9 protein-coding genes are annotated in these 19,621 nt (G+C 64.8%); 7 read left to right on the top strand and 2 right to left on the bottom strand.

The annotated features are described in order from the left end of the window. Nucleotides 1-174 precede the first annotated feature (174 nt). From QWZ03_RS16235 to QWZ03_RS16225, 3 genes are all read left to right on the top strand, one after another. The gene (locus QWZ03_RS16235; protein ID WP_290333671.1) at nucleotides 175-2,421 is read left to right on the top strand and encodes a DUF5916 domain-containing protein; all 2,247 of its coding nucleotides are present in this window, start codon (nucleotides 175-177) and stop codon (nucleotides 2,419-2,421) included. A gap of 65 nt (nucleotides 2,422-2,486) precedes the next feature. Next, nucleotides 2,487-3,275, top strand: a complete 789-nt coding sequence (locus QWZ03_RS16230) for a thioesterase II family protein (protein ID WP_290333670.1) — start codon at nucleotides 2,487-2,489, stop codon at nucleotides 3,273-3,275. 21 nt (nucleotides 3,276-3,296) lie between these two features. Then, nucleotides 3,297-4,136 carry a 4'-phosphopantetheinyl transferase family protein gene (locus tag QWZ03_RS16225; protein WP_290333669.1) on the top strand — a complete coding sequence of 280 codons (840 nt, stop codon included), beginning with the start codon at nucleotides 3,297-3,299 and terminating at the stop codon, nucleotides 4,134-4,136. A gap of 20 nt (nucleotides 4,137-4,156) precedes the next feature. Here the strand turns inward: QWZ03_RS16225 and QWZ03_RS16220 are convergent, their stop codons facing one another. Next, complete coding sequence (locus QWZ03_RS16220; RefSeq protein ID WP_290333668.1) at nucleotides 4,157-4,969, bottom strand: siderophore-interacting protein; 813 nt, start codon at nucleotides 4,967-4,969, stop codon at nucleotides 4,157-4,159. An 86-nt stretch (nucleotides 4,970-5,055) separates the two neighbouring features. Next, a complete protein-coding gene (locus tag QWZ03_RS16215; RefSeq protein WP_290333666.1) occupies nucleotides 5,056-7,338 on the bottom strand; it encodes a TonB-dependent receptor in 2,283 nt (760 codons plus the stop codon). 228 nt (nucleotides 7,339-7,566) lie between these two features. On the opposite strand from QWZ03_RS16215, the gene fes reads away from it, so the two are divergent. The 4 genes from fes to QWZ03_RS16195 all read left to right on the top strand — a co-directional run bounded on the left by fes (nucleotide 7,567) and on the right by QWZ03_RS16195 (nucleotide 19,490). Further along, complete coding sequence (gene fes, locus QWZ03_RS16210; RefSeq protein ID WP_290334137.1) at nucleotides 7,567-8,919, top strand: enterochelin esterase; 1,353 nt, start codon at nucleotides 7,567-7,569, stop codon at nucleotides 8,917-8,919. 54 nt (nucleotides 8,920-8,973) lie between these two features. Beyond that, nucleotides 8,974-9,186, top strand: a complete 213-nt coding sequence (locus tag QWZ03_RS16205; RefSeq protein ID WP_290333664.1) for an MbtH family protein — start codon at nucleotides 8,974-8,976, stop codon at nucleotides 9,184-9,186. 70 nt (nucleotides 9,187-9,256) lie between these two features. Next, nucleotides 9,257-17,815 (top strand): non-ribosomal peptide synthetase, encoded by an 8,559-nt coding sequence (locus QWZ03_RS16200; RefSeq protein WP_290333663.1) that lies wholly within the window; start codon nucleotides 9,257-9,259, stop codon nucleotides 17,813-17,815. A 199-nt stretch (nucleotides 17,816-18,014) separates the two neighbouring features. Beyond that, nucleotides 18,015-19,490, top strand: a complete 1,476-nt coding sequence (locus tag QWZ03_RS16195) for a hypothetical protein (RefSeq protein ID WP_290333662.1) — start codon at nucleotides 18,015-18,017, stop codon at nucleotides 19,488-19,490. Nucleotides 19,491-19,621: the final 131 nt, after the last annotated feature.

Raw genomic sequence — 19,621 nt, 5'->3', positions numbered from 1 at the left:
TCGGCGGGTCCGGTGCGTTTTGGGCACCGGATCAGCCTAGCCCCGATCTCGATCCTCGCGACTGACGCAGGCCGATAGCACTACCCCCGAAAGGTACGCTGCATCGGAAGGCCGACTGCTGCCCGGAATGGGACCGAATCACCCTGATATCCACCGAATTCTATGAGGAATGCTATGAAACGAGGCTTGCTTGCGTCGTCTGTGGCGACACTGTTTGCCCTGACGACGGGCCTGTCTGGCAAGGCCGAGGCAGCGATCGTGATTGATGGCAAGGTCAATGAGTCTGAGTGGGCGCAAGCCCAGCAATTTTCCAACTTCAAGATCACCGAGCCATACAGCTTGACCGACCCGGATAGCGGCACGGCGACACAGGCCTATCTGCTCTCCACCCAAGCTGGCATCGTCGTGGCTTTCAAGTTGGAGCAAGCGCCGGGCGTACCTCGCGTCAAACCGCGTCTGCAGCGTGATCAGACCAAGAAGTCGGACAAGGTCAACGTCGTCATCGATTTCGATGGTGATGGGCTGTCGGCCTATAGCTTCAGCGTGGGCCTGTCCGGGGCCGTCAGTGATGGCGTAGTCACCAACGAAACCGAGCTGAATCTGGATTGGGACACCGACTGGAGTTCCGCAGTGACAGAAACGGATGCCGGGTGGCAGGTTGAGATGCTGATTCCCTGGACGGTCGCACCAATGCGTGGTCCGGCCAGTCCACAGCGTACTGTGGGTGTCTATTTCAGCCGTAGCCTGGGCCACAACGGCGTACTGCAGGCACAGCCGGCTATCTCGATCGAGCGCGGCCGCTTTCTCTCGGGGTTTGAGCGCATAGAGATACCCCAGTACCGTACTGCTTTGTTCCACTACTGGCCCTATCTGACGGCCAACCATGATCTGCTCAACGACAAGACGCGCTATCGCAGTGGTGTGGATGTATTCTGGAAGCCCTCGCCCAACTTCCAGCTCAGTGCCACGGTCAACCCCGATTTTGGCCAGGTCGAGTCTGATAGCCTGGTGATCAATTTCGATGCAGTAGAGACATTTTTCGGCGACAAACGACCATTTTTTACCGAGAATCAAAGCATATTCAGCATGAATACGGCGGATTCCGGCAAGTTGATACACACCCGACGTATCGGTGGTGATGCCGATGATGGCACGGGTGCCAGTGATATCAATGCCGCCGTCAAGCTCAATGGCTCGCAAGGTGGCATGAACTACGGTGTGCTTGTGGCGACGGAAGACGGCAAGGCCGGGCGAGACTTCTATGTGGCGCGCCTGCAATACCCGCTTTCACCGAAGCTCAGCCTGGGCTGGCTCGGTAGCCTGACTGATCGCCCCCATCTTGATCGAACCGCCAATGTCCAGGCTGTCGACCTCAGCTGGAAGCCCGACTCGGCAATCTCGGTTGATGCCCAGGTGCTGGGCAGCTTCATCAAGCAGCGTGGGCAAACTACCAATGACAGCGGTGCACGCCTGGTGCTGGGCTGGAATCCGTCGAGTAATTGGAGTTACGAACTGGAGGCGGCGCATTTCGGCAACCAGCTCAATTTCAACGATCTCGGCTACCAGCGCCGTGGCAGCCTGAATGAGCTGGAAGCCTCGGCCCAATATATACACCGCAACGGCGACAAGCAGTCGCTCTTGCGCAGCAGCCGCTGGCAACTGGAAACTCAGGCTCGCGCCAATGATCGCGGTGATCGCCTCCCTAGTGTTGCCGTGCTCAACAGCTACCTCAACTTCCGCAGCGGCGAGTTGCTGTTCCTGCAAGCCAGCGCCAGTAGTTCAGGTTGGGATGACACGATATCGCGCGGCAATGGGCTGTGGCGTCGCCCCAGCAGGCAGAACTACGAGGCGCAGTTTCTGAGCCGACGCTATGGCGATTGGGCTTTCAGCGGTCTGGTGAGCCTGATCCCACGCGGCATGTCGGACAAGCTGTCGCGCATGGCCGGCATGACACTCAGTTGGTACCCCAGCGATAGCTTTAACGCCGAGTTCGAGTTTACCCCGGAGTGGACGCGTGAATGGCTGGTATGGGATGGCGGCCGGAATTTTGGTCGTTACCAGCGCAAGGCCGATTTTGGCAGCCTGAGCCTCAACTGGTTTCCCGGCAGCAAGCATGAGCTTAGGCTCAAGTCCGAATGGATAGCCATGCGTGCCTCGAACGGGCAGGGCTATCAATTGCAGCCGACGGGTAGGCTCACTGCCACCGGTCAGACCAAGGCCGATTTCGACATCAACAAGTTTGGCCTGCAGCTACGGTATCGCTACTCACTCGGGCCGCAGTCGGATCTTTTCCTGGCCTATTCACGTGGCGGCAGCAGCGAGCTGGACCGCAGCGAGATCGGCACCGTCGACCTGTTTGATGAGGCACTGCGGCTGCGTGATTCAGACCAGATCCTGATGAAGATGCGCTATCGCTTCTAATCTCGGCAGGGCTGCCGTGTGCTGTTGCGGTGGATGGCGGCCCGCCTTTTGAGGATGACATGCAAATGAAAACCACACCTTGGCTTGTTCGACTGAGCGGCTTATCCAGTGCCTCGGTAAGGCTGTTTGCCTTCCCCTTCTCTGGCGGTAGTGCAGGAGCCTATGCCTCTTGGGGGCAATGGCTGCCTGCCGAAGTCGAACTCCATGGCATACAGTTACCGGGGCGCGGCATGCGTATGGCCGAGCCCTTGATCGGGGACTTAAGGACAGTGGCCACGCAGTTGCTGCCCGCCTTGCTGCCCATGCTGGACCGCCCCTATGCCCTGTACGGGCATAGCAACGGCGCACTGATGGCATTTGTCATGCTCAACCGCCTGCTGCATGCAGGTGCGCGGCCGCCTGAAGCCATCATACTCTCGGCCAAACCCGCGCCGGGTAGCGACCGTAGCCGTGCCCCCATGAGCCAACTGCCCGAGGCGCAGTTCCTGGAAAAACTCAGGAGCCTGGATGGCACCCCCCCGGAACTGCTGGCCGACCCCGAGATCATGCGTCTGTTCGCCCCTGCCATCCGTGCCGACTTTGCCTTGGGCGAGAACTATGTAGCAGAGTCCTTGCATCCCGGCATCCGGCAGATACCGGCGCTGATACTGGCTGGCGAGCAGGATGAGATGGCGGTCTCCGACGTTTTTGCCTGGCGGGAGATGTTCGACCAGGCCCAGTGTTTGTCCATGCAGGGCAAACACTTCTTCATCAATAGCAATCCCCAGTTCCCCTTGGCCTTCCGCCGCTATTGCAAAGCAGTGGGCGGCCCGCTGGGAGGGGTTTTCCGGGCAGCAGCAGACGCTGTGGTGTAGCTTAAGGGGGCTGATGGCATCATGATACGAACCGCCATGCGTTTACAGGCTGCAAAGATTGCGCCGGGTGTGCTGCTGCAAGCTGAACCGGCCGCCGGCCGTGTCCGCCGACTACGGGTGCGTATGGCAGACGGCCGCTGGCTGTCGGCCAGCCTGGTGCAGTTCGAACCCCAACAGTTTGACGGCATGGCATTTGCCACCCATGGCATAGACTGTCCGCCTACCATCGCGGCCAGTGTGCGCAAGCGCCAGGCTGAGTTCTTTTTTGGCCGGTTGGCTGCAGCGCATGCCCTTGCCGCGCAAGGTCTCGATCCTGCACCTATCCCCATAGGGCCATCGCGTGAGCCACTGTGGCCGTTGGGCGTGGTGGGCAGCATCTCGCATAACGACGAGTATGCCGCGGCCATGGTGTTGGATGGGCGCCGCTTTGGCGGCGTGGGTATCGACATTGAGCGTACGGTAAGCGCCGACATGCAGCCCGCGCTGCTTGCCACCGCTGTCTCCGCCGCAGAGCTGCGCTACCTGGAAACTCTGACCACCGAACTGCCCTTGGCTACCTTGCTCACCATTGCGTTTTCTGCAAAGGAAAGCCTGTTCAAGGGTGCGTTCCGCCAGGTAGGCCGCTTCTTTGATTTTGACGCAGCCCATCTCTCCTGCCTGGATGTCCAGCAGGGGCGGCTCACCCTGGTGCTGCAGGAAACCCTGTCGGTTTACCTTGGGGCAGGCAAGGCCTGTGAGATCAGCTTCGATTTCATCCAGCCGGACACCGTCTTTACCAGCTTTGCCTGCCCAATTGCAGCGTTTGTGCCGGACAAGGTCCAGCTGAGCCCGACCTGCTCGCGACGCCTGGTAAGCGGCTGAATGACCCCGCCCCGACCGTATCAGTCGTCCAGCGTCTCGTGCGAGGCAATCTCGCCTTGTTTCCAGTAGCTGGCGGCGCGCACCCGTGCCTTGTCCCATCCCCGCTCCAGCAGCAGGCTGCGTACGGCCCTGACCATAGCCAATTCGCCGGCTACCCAGGCATAGCCCTGGCCCGCAGGCGTGGCCCATTGCTGCAGGGCGGCGAGCATGCTGTCCGCCTGTCTATGGGGGCTGTCTGCCGTCATCCAGGTAAGGTGCAGTTGGGCGGCGCTCTGCAGCGTGAGCCGAGCCGCTTCGTGGCCGACAGACAGGAAGGCATGGGCCTGGCAGCCGACGGGTAGCTCCTCCAGCCTGCGGGCAATGGCGGGCAGGGCGCTTTCGTCGCCGACCAGCAGGTGCCAGTCATGGCCGATGGGAATGACGAAGGAGCCACGTGGCCCGCCTATGCCTATGCATTGCCCTGGCTGGGCTTGCGCGGCCCAGAGGGTTGCCGGTCCCGCATCGTGCAGCACGAATTCGATGTCCAGTTCGCCGGTCGCGGCATCGTAGCGTCGTGGGGTGTAGTCGCGGGTGATGGGTTTGCTGCGGCCCTGGGGGTAGACGGGGCCATCCGGGCCCAGGGTCGGCAGGGCGGGTGCAGTTTCGCCAGGGTGGGGCAGAAAGACCTTGAGGTGATCGTCGAACGAGGCCGAGATGAAATCGGCCAGGTCGTCGCCGGTAAAGGTGATGCACACCATATAGGGCGAAAGGCGAACGACCCGGCGCACCTGCAGCAGCCTGAACTTCAGGGGGTGCCGCAGGCGTTCTACGGTCAGCGGTGTGGAGGGTGTCATGGAGGAGTCCTGTCTGTGGAGTGGTGGCTCTTAGGGATGCACCCAAAAGGCCACCACCGTAGGGAGGGCGGTGGCCTGGCTTGATATCAGTAGCGGTAGTCCAGCGTGATGCCAGCGGTTCTCGGCTGGCCCACGGTGCCGATATTGGAGCTGCGGCCGGTATTGACGTGATAGAGCACGTCTTCGTCGGTTGCGTTTTTCATATAGGCCCGTATCGTGTAGCTGCTGGCCGCGTAGCCGGCATTAAGGTTGACGACGGTGTAGCCGCCGGCCTTGAATGCCGGGTTGTTGTCGATCTCTGAGTAGTAGTCACCGGTGCGGTTGAGATCGGCACCGACAAACCAGCCACTGTCGAAGCGTTGCTTGAAGCCCAGGTTGGCGGTCAGCCTGGGGGCGTAATTGAAGTGAATACCCACGATGGCAGGGCTGCCGGCGGGCGCGCCGGTGACCTTGGTATTGAGCAGGCCCACCGAGCCGAATAGCTCCAGGTTGCGGGCGGCCATGCCATTGATGCTGATCTCCAGGCCGTAGCTGCGACCCTTGGGGATGTTGACGAAGCGGCGGTTCAGCAGGGCCTGGTAGTCGTCGTAGCGGTTGAAGAAGAGGTTGGTGTTGAGGTTCAGGCGTTTGTCCAGCAAGACCGAACGGGTGCTCAGCTCATAGGTGCTGACCTCTTCCTTGCCGTACTCGTAGAACTCGCTGGTGATCCAGTCGATGCTGCCGGCGCCGGGGTTATAGCCTTTGCGGGCAGTGAAGCCCAGGGTGGTTTCGGGCGACAGCCGGTAGCTGAGGCCCAGCTTGGGCAGCAGCATGGTTTCGCCGATATCGGTCCGGATATGGCCGGCCCAGGGGCGTCCCGGCCAGGCCATGACGTCGCGGTCCTGTTCCTCGCGTTCGATGCGGCCGCCCAGGATCAGATCCAGCTTGCTGCCTAGCGCGATGGTGGATTCACCGTACAGCGCCATCGTCTTGACCTTGTCGTCGCCCTCGAAGCCATCCGGGCCGGCATAGAGGTCTTGGTGGCGATCGTAGTAGAACAGGCCGATCACGCCGCGAACGCCGCTATCCCTGGCGTCGTAGACCAGCCGCGATTCCAGGGTATTGCTTTCTTCATCCAGCTTGAGCGAGAAGCGATCTGGGCCGGATTCCTGGAAGTTCGCATCGTAGTTGCCGCGGCTGTAGAGGAAGTGGCCGGTCAGCGCGGGCGAGAACTCATAGCTGATGTCGGTACTGACGGTGGTATTGGCGGAATCCTGGTAGCGAGTGTTCGAGGCGATGCCACGGAACTGGTGGTCGAAGAAGTTGCCATCGACGGTGTTGAGGTACTCGCCCTTGTTGGCGCGATGGGACACGGTCAGCTTGGCCGATAGCTGGGGGGCGTCCTTGGGCAGCCACAGCAGTTTGGCGCGCACATTGTTGCGGCGGATCTCGGAGGGATCCCACGGCCAGTTGCCGGGATAGTCGATGAAACCGTGGCCGCGCAGCCCTTCGGCGGCAACACGGAAGGCCAGTTCGTCCTCGACCAGGGGGCCGGATACCACGCCGGCCAGCAGGGTCTTGCCGTCCTGGTTCTCGTAGCCGATGCGCGCCGCGCCTTCCCACTGGAAGCTTGGATCCTTGGTGTTGACGACAATGGCGCCACCTATGGTATTGCGGCCCTGGGTGGTGGACTGCGGGCCGGCCATGACTTCGACCTGGGCGATATCCCACAGGCCGGCATCGACATAGCGCTGGCCGGACCAGCTCTCGGAGACGCCGTCGACGGAGGTGCTGACGCGCGGACGGGCGCCGGAGACAAAGGAGAAGACGCCGGTCGAGGGGCCCGTGCCGGAGATGCCGCGCATATTGGGAATGCCGGCGCCGTTGAAGCTTACATTGGGCGCACGGTTGACGACGTCGTAGACCGAGCGCAAGCCGCCCTGGTCGACATCGCGGCCGCGCAGCACGGTTACCGCCGTGGTGGTCTCCTGCAGCGAGCGGTTGATCTTCTCGCCCGTCACCGTGATGGTGGCCAGCTCACCTTCGGCCGTGTACAGCGTAAAGCGGCCATTGCCCTGGACCGCAATATGCAGACCGGTACCCGCCAGCAGGGCGGTCAGAGCGGTTTGCGGGGTGTGGCTGCCCTGTACGGCCTGGCCATTCAGATTCGTGAGCAGGGATTCGTCCACCGTCACTTGGACGCCCGATTGCCGGATGAACTGCTTGAGCTGGCTGGCCAGTGCGCCGGCGGGGATCTGGTATTGCTGCTGCACGGCAGCGGTTTCCGCGGCCCAGCCGCTGCCCATGGTGGCCATGGCACTCATGCAGGCAAGTGTCAGTTTGCTAGCCAGCAGCAAGGCATGGCGGTGGGTCTGTCTACCTCTGTCCATCGTGATTTCTTTCCCTGGTGGTGATCTATACAGCGTCTCAGCGTATTCTCAATTAAGAATACAAATGATAATATTTCTCATTATTACATGAAACGCCGCACCGAGCCTAGATGGGCGCTACGCCGCTTTGGGTCTGGAGAGACGTTGCGGGATATCAGCCCAGTGCGGCCAAGGCTACCAACCTAGCTGTGTTGCTGGGCATTCTGGAGGAGAGTGGATTTGAACCCTGTGGCATCCGAAACGGCAGCCTGGCTGCAAGCGGTGGAGGTGGGCAGTGAGCGATGGTGGCAGGCAGTTGCCAAGCTGGGCGCGCCGCTGTGCGAGCCGGTGGCCGAGGATACCTATTGCATCACCTTTCTCTGGCGCGATCCGGCAGGGGATGAATCCCGCTCTGCTACCCACCGGGTCTATATCGATGTGAACTCGGTGACCAACCACCATGCCTTCTACCCCGAATCGCTGCAGCGCATTGCCGGCACCGATGTGTGGTACTGGCAGGTGCTGCTGCCTGCCAGTTGGCGGGGCAGCTATGCCTTTATTCCGGTCGATGCCAGCCAGTTGCCGCCGGATGCCGAGGGCACGCTGGAGGACAGGCGTGACCGTCACCGACAGTGGTGGCGGTCGGTCATGGGGCTGGCGCAGGCCGATGCCCTGAACCCACTGCCGCCCCATGCCAGCGGCTGGGCCGGCATGCTGTCCGCCTTGCACCTGCCCGGCGCACCCGACCAGTCTGCCTGGCGGGTGCATGACCGTGGTGACGGCAAAGGCCAGGCTGCGCAGCACCTGAAGAAGCTGCATTGGAAAAGCGACTTGCTGGGCAATCAGCGAACTGTCTGGGTCTATGCCTGTGGCCAGGCCGATACCCCGGCCGAGCAGCTGGCGCGACCCTTGGTGCTGCTGCTGGACGGGCAGCACTGGGCTGAGCGCATGCCCATCTTTTCGGCGCTTGAGGCCCGCACCGAGGCGGGCGATCTGCCTGCCGCCGTCTATGTCCTGATCGATGTCATCGACGGTGGCTGCCGCCAGGCGGAGCTGTCGTGCAATCCCCTGTTCTGGCAGGCCGTGCAGCATGAATTGTTGCCTTGGGTCGCCGGCCTAGTACCCAGCAGCTCCAAGCCGGCCCGCACCGTGGTGGCGGGCCAGAGCCTGGGAGGGCTGGCCGCCCTCTATGCCGGGCTGCACCATCCGCAGCGCTTTGGTGCGGTGCTGAGCCAGTCGGGCTCATTCTGGTGGCCCTATGTGGAACTCCTGCAGGCGCCGCCGGGCGAGGCCTGCCCACGCAAACCCGGCAGCCGTGGCCGGTTGGCCGAACTGCTGACCGACGGCACCTTGCCGCCTGGCCACCTGCGGGTTTTTCTGGAGGTGGGCAGCCGCGAGGACGTGATGATAGACCTGAACGACAGCGTGCATGAGGGCTTGTGCCAGGCTGGCCATGCCGTGGCCTACCAGCAGTTCGAAGGTGGCCACGACTGGCTTTGCTGGCGCGGTGGCCTGCTTGACGGCCTGGCCTGGTTGCTGGCGGCGCCGAGCGGCACTCGCACGGATACCGCGTTACCTATGGCGGCGGACCAGGCCCGCTAGCCCGCATACACCATAAGCCAGCCCAGGCGGGGTGGCGATCTGAAGGAGAAAACCATGCATGCCGACACCCCCAATCCGTTTGACGACGAAAGCCAGACTTTTCTGGTGCTGATCAATGCGCAGGCGCAGTACAGCCTGTGGCCCATGCTGGCGGCCGTGCCCGCCGGCTGGCATAGCGTGCTGGGCCCCGAGAGTCGCGCGGCCTGCATGGCCTACCTCGATACCAACTGGGCCGATATCCGCCCCCGCCAACTGCGCGGCGCCTGACCCGGCCGCTGTCTATCGCCATGGCGGCCGGCCTACCAGGCGGGCCGGCCCAGGCCAAGGGAACTACGACGTGTTGAATACCGCAAAATCGCAGTCGCCTGCCGACGACCTGCTGGAACTGCCCTTGCTCGGCGCGCAGCTGGGCATCTGGCTGGCTGATCAGATTGCCGACCGGAAGAATCTCTATACCGTGGCCCACTATGCCGAATTGACCGGCCAGGTGGATACCGACCTGCTATCCCAGGCGATACGGCAGGGGCTGAGCGAGGCAGATACGCTGCATGCCCGTTTTGTCGAGACGGCTGCGGGGCCTGTGCAGCGATTGCCGCAGCACAGGCTGCCGGCAGCCATGCCTGGGCCCGTGTGCGTGGACCTGACCGCCGAGCCCGATCCGGCCGCGGCGGCGCTGCAACTGATGCGTTCAGACCTTGAGCACGCGCTGCCTGCCGATGGCGAGGCGCCCTTGTTCTGCCATAAGCTGATGCGCCTGGGGGCCGATCGCTGGTTCTGGTATCAGCGCTACCATCATGCCTGTGTCGATGGCTACAGCTTTGCCGCGCTGACCCGCCGCATGGTTGAAATCTACAACGCGCTGCGCCGTGGCGAGATACCGTCGGCCAGCCCTTTCGTCCCGTTCGGCCGTGTGGTGGAAGAGAGCCAGGCTTATCGCCAGGGCGAAGCCTGGCAGCGCGACAAGGCCTTTTGGCAGGACTATGCGGGCCGCCTGGCCCTGCCGGTCAGCCTCTCCAGCCGCGACGCCGGCCCGGCCAGTGTCGCCAATGTCGAGGTGCTGCGGCAGCGGCTGCAATGGCCGGTGCAACAGGTCGCACAGCTGGCCCGGCAGGGCGAGGCCGACCGCTTGAGTCCGGCCGAACTGGCCATGGCGGCGGTCGTGGCCTACCTCCATCGCCTGAGCGGGCAGGCCGACATTGTGGTGGGCGTGCCCTTTATGCGGCGCCTGGGCTCGGTGGCGGTTCGCGCTTGCGGGCCGGTGGTGAATGTGCTGCCCCTGCAGGTGACGGTGCAGGCCGGGGAGACCTTGCCCCAGCTGGCGCAGCGCATGGTGGCTGGGCTGCGCCAAATACGCCGGCATGAGCGCTATGATGCCGAGCAATTGCAGCGCGATATGGGCCTGGTGGGCTCGCGCCGCGCACTGTATGGCCCGACACTCAATCTCAAGATCTACGACCAGCAGCTGGCGCTGGAAGGTGCCAGCGGCATGACCCATCTGTTGGCCGCTGGCCCGGTGGAAGACCTGGAGTTCGGCCTGTGGCTGGAAGACGGCGCGCTGACGCTGGAACTGGCGGCCAATCCCGCCCGTTACCGCGCCGAGGAGCTGGCTTTGCACGCTGAACGACTCGATACCCTGCTGCGCGGGCTGCTGGCCGGTGAGCAGACGCTGCTATCGGCGCCGGCACTGCCGGGGCAGGCCGAGCTGGCCCGGCTGGCGGCGTGGTCGCAGGGGGCAATGGTAGACGATGCGGCCGATGTCATGGCGGTGTTCTGGCAGCAGGCCGAGGGCCAGGCGGCGGAGCGCGCCCTGGTGTGCAATGGCCAGGCGCTCGACTTTGCCACGCTGGCCGGGCAGGTGGCACAACTGGGCCGGGAGCTGTTGGCACAGGGCCTGGGGGCGGACGATGTGGTCGCCATTGCACTGCCACGGGGCGCGCAGGCCGTGGTGGCCATCCTGGCCGTACTGGCGGCCGGCGCCGCCTATCTGCCACTGGAGCTGGACTACCCCGATGAACGTCTGGCCTTGATGTGTGAGGATGCCCGGCCAGCACTGCTGCTGACCACGACGGCCTTGCGCGGCCGGCTGCCAGCCATGGACAGCGTGCTGTGCCTGGACGACGCGGTGGTGGTGCAGCGCATGGCTGCGCGGTCGCTTATGCCTATCGATGATGGCGAGCGGCGCCAGCCATTGCAGGCCGCGCACCTCGCCTACCTGATTTATACCTCGGGTTCCACCGGCACACCCAAGGGCGTGATGGTTTGCCGAGGTGGTCTGAACAACCTGCTGGCATCGCACCGCCATGGCCTCTATGGCGACACCCTGGCGGCCCTGGGCGGGCGCCGTTTACGGGCCATGCACAGCACTTCGTTCGCTTTTGATGCCTCGTGGGAGCAGTTGTTCTGGCTGGTGCTGGGGCAAGAACTGCACCTGTGCGACGAAATGCTACGGCGCGATGCCCAGGCGCTGGTTGAACTGGTGCGCAGCCAGGCCATCGACGCCATCGATATGCCGCCCTCGCTGTTGCAGCAGATGCTGGATTGCGGCCTGCTGGCGGCAGGCTGGCACCAGCCCTGCCTGGCCCTGGTGGGTAGCGAGGCGGTCTCGCCGGCCCTGTGGCGGACAGTGCGGCAGTACCCCAGCCTGCGGGTGCACAATTTCTATGGCCCCACCGAATACACCGTCGATACCCTGAGTGCCGATGTCGCCCTGAGCGAGGAACCCGTGGTGGGGCGGCCGGTGGCCAACACCCGCGTCCATGTGCTCGATGCCCAGCTGCGCCCGGTGGCAACCGGCGTGGTGGGCGAGCTGTATGTAGCCGGGCCGGGGCTGGCACGGGGCTATCTGGGCCGGCCGGGCATGACGGCCAGCCGCTTCGTGGCCGACCCCTGGGCTGATGGCGGGCTGATGTACCGCACTGGCGACCTGGTGCGCTGGCGTGCCGACGGGCAGCTGGAATTCATCGGCCGGGGTGACCAGCAGGTCAAGGTACGCGGCTTCCGCATCGAGCTGGGCGAGGTTGAGCATGCACTGGTCGCGCTGCCGGGAGTGACGGGTGCGGTGGTGCTGGCGCAGGCCGTTGGTAGCAGCCACCGGCTGGTCGCCTACTGTGTGCTGGCCGACGGCCAGGCGGCAGAAGCGGGCCGGGAACAGGCCCTGCTGGCCGAGCTGGCCGGCCACCTGCCGGACTATATGGTGCCGGCCGCCTTGATGCTGCTGCCGGCTTGGCCCTTGACGGTCAATGGCAAGATAGACCGCAAGGCCCTGCCCGCTATCGTGCCGCAGGCTGCGGCCACGCAGCGCGAAGCAGCCACCGAGGCTGAACGGCTGGTCTGCCAGGGCGTGGCCAAGGTGCTGGGCCTGGCAGGCGTGGGCGCGGACGATGATTTCTTCAGCCTGGGGGGCGACAGCATCTCGGCCATGAGCCTGGGGAGTGAGCTGCGCCGTGGCGGTTTTCTGCTGCGCCCACGTGACATCTTTGCCTTGCGCACGCCGTCGCGCATGGCCGGGGCCATGCAGGCGCTCACCGGCGTCGAGTCGGTGGTGGGCGACGCGGTCGGCAAGGTAGGCCGCTTACCCATAGTCAGTTGGTTCCACCAGCACTACGGGTTGGATCGACGCTACGCCCAGGCCGTGCTCCTGAAACTGCCGGCAGGCGTGGCCAAGCACCACCTGGCGCAGGCGCTGTTGGCCCTGCAGCGCGCCCACCCGGCCCTGCGCAGCAAGGTGGAAGGCGATGGCCTGGTGCTCGGCCAGATCCATGCCGAACTCGATAGCCGCATCCTGCATGAAGCGGCGCTGGCCGATGGCGAGCTGGACTCGCTGTTCCGGCAGGCCGCTGCCCGCCTGGCGCCATCGCAAGGCTTGATGATGCAGGCGATCCGCCTGACCAGCAGCGCAGGCGAGGCCTCGCTGCTGTGGGTGATCCACCATCTGGCGGTCGATGGGGTGTCCTGGCGCGTCCTGCTGTCCGAACTGGCCCTTGCCTGCGAGGCCGCCATGGCCGGTGTGACGCCCATGGTGCCGCGTGAGGAGACGGCACTGCCGGACTGGTCGCGCAGCCTGGCCGCCAGCGTGCCTGCCCGTCGTGCCGAGCTGGCCATGTGGCGAAGCATGTTGGCCGAGCCGCTCCCAGCCTGGGGCCGGCGCCCGCTTGATGCCACCCAGGATCACTATGGCGCGGCCAGACAGCAGCGCACGCTGCTCGACGCCGACCTGACCGACGCCTTGCTGCTGAGCCTGCCAGCCGCCTACCGCGCCAACGTCGAGGAAATTCTGCTGACGGCCGTGAGCCTGGCCTGCAAGACCGTCTTCGGCTCGCCCCAGCTGCGCCTGGCGATGGAATCGCACGGGCGGCAGAGCGACGACGAGCGTGTAGACCTGGGGCGCACCGTGGGCTGGTTGACGGCCGAATATCCGGTGGGCCTTGATCTGCGTGCCGTGACAACGCCAGTGGAGGCGGTGCGGGCTATCAAGCAGGGCTTGCGGCAGATACCTGAGCGGGGCCTGGGCTATGGCGTGCTGCGCTATCTGGACGAGGACCATGGGCCGGCGCTGGCCGCGCTGGAGGCGCTGCATAGGCCGGCCATGCTGTTCAACTACCTGGGCCGCTTCGGCGCCAGCGAGGGCGACTGGATGCCGCAGCGGGCCGGCGGCTGCTTCGCCGATGCCTTTGCCGTGGACATGGACCCGGACATGGCGATGTTGTACGGGCTGGAACTCAATGCCTTCGTTGAAGAGGGTGCCGCCAGGCCGCGCCTGGCGCTGAACTGGAGCTGGGCGCCAGCCATCCACGACGAGGCCACCATCGCCCATCTGCACCAGGCGCTGGCCCAGCATGCCGGCGAGCTGGCGGCGTATGCGCAGCAGCATGCCGATGCCGCCAGCGACACGCTGGTGGCGGCGCAGACCCCGCTGGCGCCGGGGCTGACGCTGAGCGCTGCCGAGCTGGCGGCCTTGCGCGAGCGGCATGGCCCCCTGGCGGCGGTGCTGCCCGTCTTGCCCTTGCAGGAAGGGTTGCTGTTCCACGCACAACTGGGCGAGACCGCGAGCAAGTACAACTCCATCACCCGGCTGGATTTCACCGGGCCGATCGATGTGGCCGGCCTGCGCGATGCGCTGGAGGCCGTGCTGCGGCGCCATCCCCAGCTGGGGGCACGATTTGACGAAGAATCGCGGCAGGAGGCACTGCAGGTGCTGCCCTTGCCGCCCACGCAGGCAGGGCACCGCTGGCCCTGGCAGGAGGTTGATCTGGGCAGCCTGCCACGCGATGCACAGGCGGCGGCCCTGCAGGAACTGGAGCGCGCCGAGCTGGATCGCGATTTCGTCATCGGCACAGACGGCAAGGCGCCCTTGCTGCATGCGCTGCTGGCGCACCATGGCGACGCCGTGCACAGCCTGTTCATCACCGCCCACCACTTGGTGGTGGACGGCTGGTCCACGCCCATCCTGTTGCGCGACCTGCTGCTGGCCTACGGTGACGGCCCCGCATGCCTGCGGCCTACGCGGGTGGACTACGCCACCGTGGTACAGGCCCTGTCGCGGCGCGACCTGGCTGCGGCGCGGACGCTATGGCGCGAGGTACTGGACCATGCCAAACCCACCTTGCTGTATGGCGGCGAGACAGCCGAACCGGCGGTGCACGAGCTGGAGATGGTCGTCCCCGCCGAGCTGGATCAGGCACTGACGGCCCGTTGTCGCGAGCAGGGGGTGACGCTCAATACCCTGATGCAGGGGGTGTGGGCGGCATTGCTGTCCATCCTCACCGGCCGCGACGATGTGGTGTTCGGTTCGCCGGTATCGGGCCGCTTCAGCCCGGTAGATGGCATAGATGAGCATATCGGCCTGTTCAGCAACACCATTCCGGTACGTATCCGCCTCAACCCGCAACAGCCGCTGCTGGCGCAACTGGCCGCCGTGCAGGCGCAGCAGATACAGCTGCTTGAGAACGATGGCCTGGGCCTGGGCGAGATACAGCGCCTGGCGGGGCAGGCCAATCTGTTCGATACCCTGCTGGTGGTGGAGAACTACCCGGACCAGGATGATCTGCATGCCCGGGACTACCGCGGTGCGCAACTGGGCGCGCTGCGCAACCGTGGCCATACCCATTACCCGCTCACCGTCCTGGTACTGCCGGGCGAGCAGCTGCGGCTGCTGATCGAGTATCGCAATCTGGTGCGCGAGCCGGCCTTGCTGGCCGAGCGGCTACGCATGCTGCTGGACTACCTGGCCTACCGGCCTGAGCTGCCGTGGGGCGCCTATCTGGCACCGACGCCCGCCGAGCTGCAGCTGGTGAACGCGATCAACGCCACCCAGGCCGAGGTGCCGAGTACGACCTTGCGCGCCATGCTGGCGGAGCAGGCAGTGCGCACGCCACAGTGGCCGGCGCTGCTGGATGAGGCGCACCAGCTGGATTACCGGCAGACGCGCCGCCAGGTAGCACTGCTGGGTGCGCGCATGCAGGCGGCCGGGGTGGGTTTGGGCGATATTGTCGCCGTGGCACTGCCGCGTTCGGTCCTGCTCAGCCTGGCGCTGATGGCGGCGATAGAGGCCGGGGCGGCCTACCTGCCGCTGGATACCGGCTACCCAGACGAGCGCCTGGCCTATATGGTCGGCGACGCCAAGCCCGCCGTGATCGTGACCACCAGCGCACTGGCAGCCCGCTTTGCACACCTGGGCAAGCTGTTCCTGGTCGATGCGCTGGAGCCGGATGCCGGCCAGCCTCTGCCGGCCTGTGCGGCGGACGGGCTCACGCCTGAGCATCCGGCCTATCTGCTGTACACCTCCGGCTCCACGGGCCGGCCCAAGGGGGTGCTGGTATCGCACCAGGCCATCGTCAACCGGCTGGTGTGGATGCAGCATGAGTATGGCCTGAGCGCCGAGGACGTGGTGCTGCAGAAGACACCCTGCAGTTTCGATGTGTCGGTCTGGGAGTTCTTCTGGCCATTGCTGTATGGCGCGCGCCTCTACATGGCACCGCCTGAGTCGCACCGCGACCCGGAGGCCCTGCTGCGCTTGATCGACGAGCAAGGCATTACCACAGCGCACTTTGTGCCCTCGATGCTGGCGGCCTTCGTGGGCCACCTGCAAGGGCTGCCGGTCGCGCAGGCAGGCCATTGCGCCAGCCTGCGCCGGGTATTCTGCAGCGGCGAAGCCCTCTCGCGCGAGCTGGCCGACCTGTATGGCGTGTTGCTGGCGGCGCCACTGCATAATCTGTACGGCCCCACCGAAGCGGCCGTCGATGTCAGCTACAAGCCGGCGGCGGATGATGACGCCGGTACCCGGCTGGCGGCCAGCGTACCTATCGGCCGCCCGGTCTGGAACACCCAGCTGCGCATCCTCGACCACTACCTGCGGCCGGTGCCGGTGGGCGTGCCGGGCGAGCTGTACCTGGCCGGCATACAGCTGGCCCATGGCTATCTGGGCCGGCCCGACCTGACAGCGACCCGCTTTGTGGCCGACCCCTGGGGCGATGGCGAACGCATGTACCGTACCGGCGACGTGGCGCGCTGGCTGCCGACCGGCGATGTGGAATACCTGGGCCGCAGCGATGACCAGCTCAAGATCCGCGGACAGCGCATCGAGCTGGGCGAGATCGAGGCGGTGCTGCTGGCACAGCCCGGCGTGGCATGGGCAGTGGTGCATGCCCGCACCCTGGGCAGCCAGCCGGGCATGGCAGGAGCCGATACCCGGCAACTGGTGGGCTATGTGGTTCCCAGCGATCCCGCGGCGGACTTGGACACAACGGCCTTGCGCGCGGCGCTGGCGGCCCGGATGCCCGCGCATATGGTGCCGGTGGCCATCGTCAGCCTGGCCAGTTTTCCGCTCAGTGCCAACGGCAAGCTGGACCGCAAGGCTCTACCCGAGCCATCCGGCGCGGCTGCATCCGGCGGCCGGTTGCCGCGGCCAGGCCTGGAGAGCCAGGTGGCGGCGGCCTTTGCCCGTATCCTGGCGGTGCCGGCCGTGCTGGCGGAGGACGATTTCTTTGCCCTGGGCGGACACTCGCTGCTGGCCATGCGACTGGCGGCAGAACTGCGGCGCGAATTGCGGCAGGGTGTGTCGGTCGGGCAGATCATGGTCTCGCCCACGGTGGCCAAGCTGGCTGCCGTACTGGGCGATGCCGGGCAGGCGGCAGACCCGGCCAATGCCGGTTTCGGCGAGGTGCTGCACCTGCGGCCCGGCCAGGGCAAACCCTTGTTCTGCATCCACCCGGCATCGGGCTTTGCCTGGCAGTACAGCGGCTTCTCCCGCTACCTGCCCGAGGGCCTGGGCCTGGTCGGGCTGCAGTCGCCACGGCCGCAAGGTGCGATCGCGGCCAGCGCCGACATGCCGGCCATGGTGGAACAGCACCTGACCAATCTACGGCGCTTACAGCCACAGGGCCCCTATCACCTGATCGGCTATTCGCTGGGCGGCACGGTGGCACAGGGCCTGGCTGCAAGGTTGCAGGCAGAAGGCGAGACGGTGGCCTTCCTGGGCCTGCTCGATACCTACCCACCCGAGGGACAGGACTGGAGCGGCCCGACAGAGGAGGAGGCTAAGTCCGAGGTGGCGCGCGAGCAGGCGCAGTTCATGGCAGCGACCGAAGAGGCAGCGGACGATTTCATGCTGCGCGAGAAGACCGAGATGTTCGGCCATATCGTGGCCAACTACCAGGACGCCGTCCGCCTGTTGTCACAGGCCAGTACCAAGCGGTTCGAGGGCCAGGCGGTGCTGTTCGTCGCCAAGCGGACCCTGCCGCAGGGCATGGACGTGCAGCAGACCTGGGCACCGTTCGTGGCCGGCCTAGCGGTGCATGAGTTCGACTGCGCGCACGAGGACATCGTCTCGCCGGCGTCGCTGGAGGTGCTGGGGCCGTGCCTGGCGCAATTGCTGGGGGGGATAGATACCTTGGGTTGAGGCGGTGCTGTCTTGAAGTCGGCGACGGTTTGGGTGCTTGGGTGTCTCGTTGGGGTGGGCCGGTATGCTAGACCTTGGGTGCCGGTGCGAAGCACCTATACTGATCCGGCAGCGACTTTTGATCAGCCGTCCGCGTTAACGTCAATAGCACGCCGGACACCACCGGGGCCGCACAAAACAGGCGATAGGAGCGAGGAAAGTGGATAGACCAACAAAAAGGCGGAGGTTGCAGTCCGAGCCAGAACCGGTACTGAACGCCAATCCCCAGCCCCCGGTGCCGAGATATCGCGGCAAGGATTTCACTGCCAACATCACCCATCTCGCCCAAGGCACGCCGACCACGGTCGGAAGCGTAACGGCGCAACTGAAGATACCCTACGCAATCGGCCCCGATATGGCCAACGCAAGGGGGAAGGAGGTCGATATCTTCGGTACCTATTCTGTCCTCCCCCGGTTCGGCGACGAAGCCTGGACGCAGGGCATGATGGTGCCCATGGGCACAACGTCTTATTTCGATGTCAACGAGGTGCGCGGACCATCCCCAGGGAAATACAAGACAGGCAAGAAGGCAGGCCAGGATAGGCCAGGCCCCGTTATTGGCCGACCTATCGTCGGTCGCGCGGTGCCACTCGATCTGGACCTGAAGACGGCGACGGTGGAGAGCCGGGCCATGAAGTTCCTGGCCATCAAAGCCGCGAAATACACGCCCAAGGCTCCGGGCGACGATGTCCTCTTCGACGATGCGAGCAAGACCGGCTACCTCGGCGGGCTCACCATGGGGTCGTACGTCGAGGAAATTACCGGCAAGCGCAGCGTTGGCATCGGCAATACAGGGTCTGGCATGCGCGCCATGACGCTTGCTTCGAAGTGGCGCATGAAAACTGCAGGCACAACTAGCGAAGCAGGTTTTGGGCGCAAGTTGCTTGAGTCATTCCCTCAGCTTGGCAAGGGGGGGTTGGAACAGGCTGTAAAGGACGCTGGCTGGAATGTACTCACGCATCACGGCGGAACCAAGCCGCTTATGGGCGCCTCGGCGCTGGATGATGAGGTGCGCTTGGGTGGGGCGAATGCATTAAGCGTTTACCAGCACCACCAGGGAATGAAGGGCAGCGTATACAAGGCTCATGTCGAAGCCCGGGAGGCCGCCAAGCGACGCTTTGATCAGAAGCTGACTGACTTCAAGGCGGGGGCGGATCCCGCGACGTTGGGCCAGCAGTGGCATGCCAGCCAGGGTTTCCTGTCCGGATTGGATCTGGGGGCAGACCGGCAGCGTATCAAAGAGGCGCGCGCCGATTACGTCGCGAGAAAGCTCAAGAAACACAATGTCGAACATGTTCTCGGACCGCGAGCGCTGGCGAAAAAGCATTTCAAGGAACAGGGGTTGGCTACCGTGGACAAGGCCTTGGATCCGCAAGGATACAAGCGCGAGAAGCACGCGTATGTCAAAGCCACACTGACGGCCGCGGGTTTCAATACCGCTAAGCTGGATGCTTCTCGGCAGGCAAAAGACGCGTTTGCAGCCAAGTTCAACAACGCGCAAAAGGGAAGTGTCGTCCCCGGCAAATGGTGGGCAAGTAAGGCCGGCATGGTCGATTTCACCAAGCTCGATGACCTGGGTCGAAAAGCGCTCAAGCAGGAATACGTCGCCCGCAAGACGGGAAAGATTCCCAAATAACCCAGGCGGCCCAAGCATCGCCGTCGACCCTCCTGCGGGCCCGACATCCGACATGGAGAACGCTTCCCGTATTGCGTGGGGCCTTCATATCGGGCTAGCTGGCGCAGTATTTGGCTCTGCTAACCAACCCC

The organism is Chitinimonas viridis, from assembly GCF_030409555.1.
Classification (GTDB): Bacteria; Pseudomonadota; Gammaproteobacteria; order Burkholderiales; family Chitinimonadaceae; genus Chitinimonas; species Chitinimonas viridis.
This window is presented reverse-complemented; position numbering and strand designations above follow the sequence as displayed.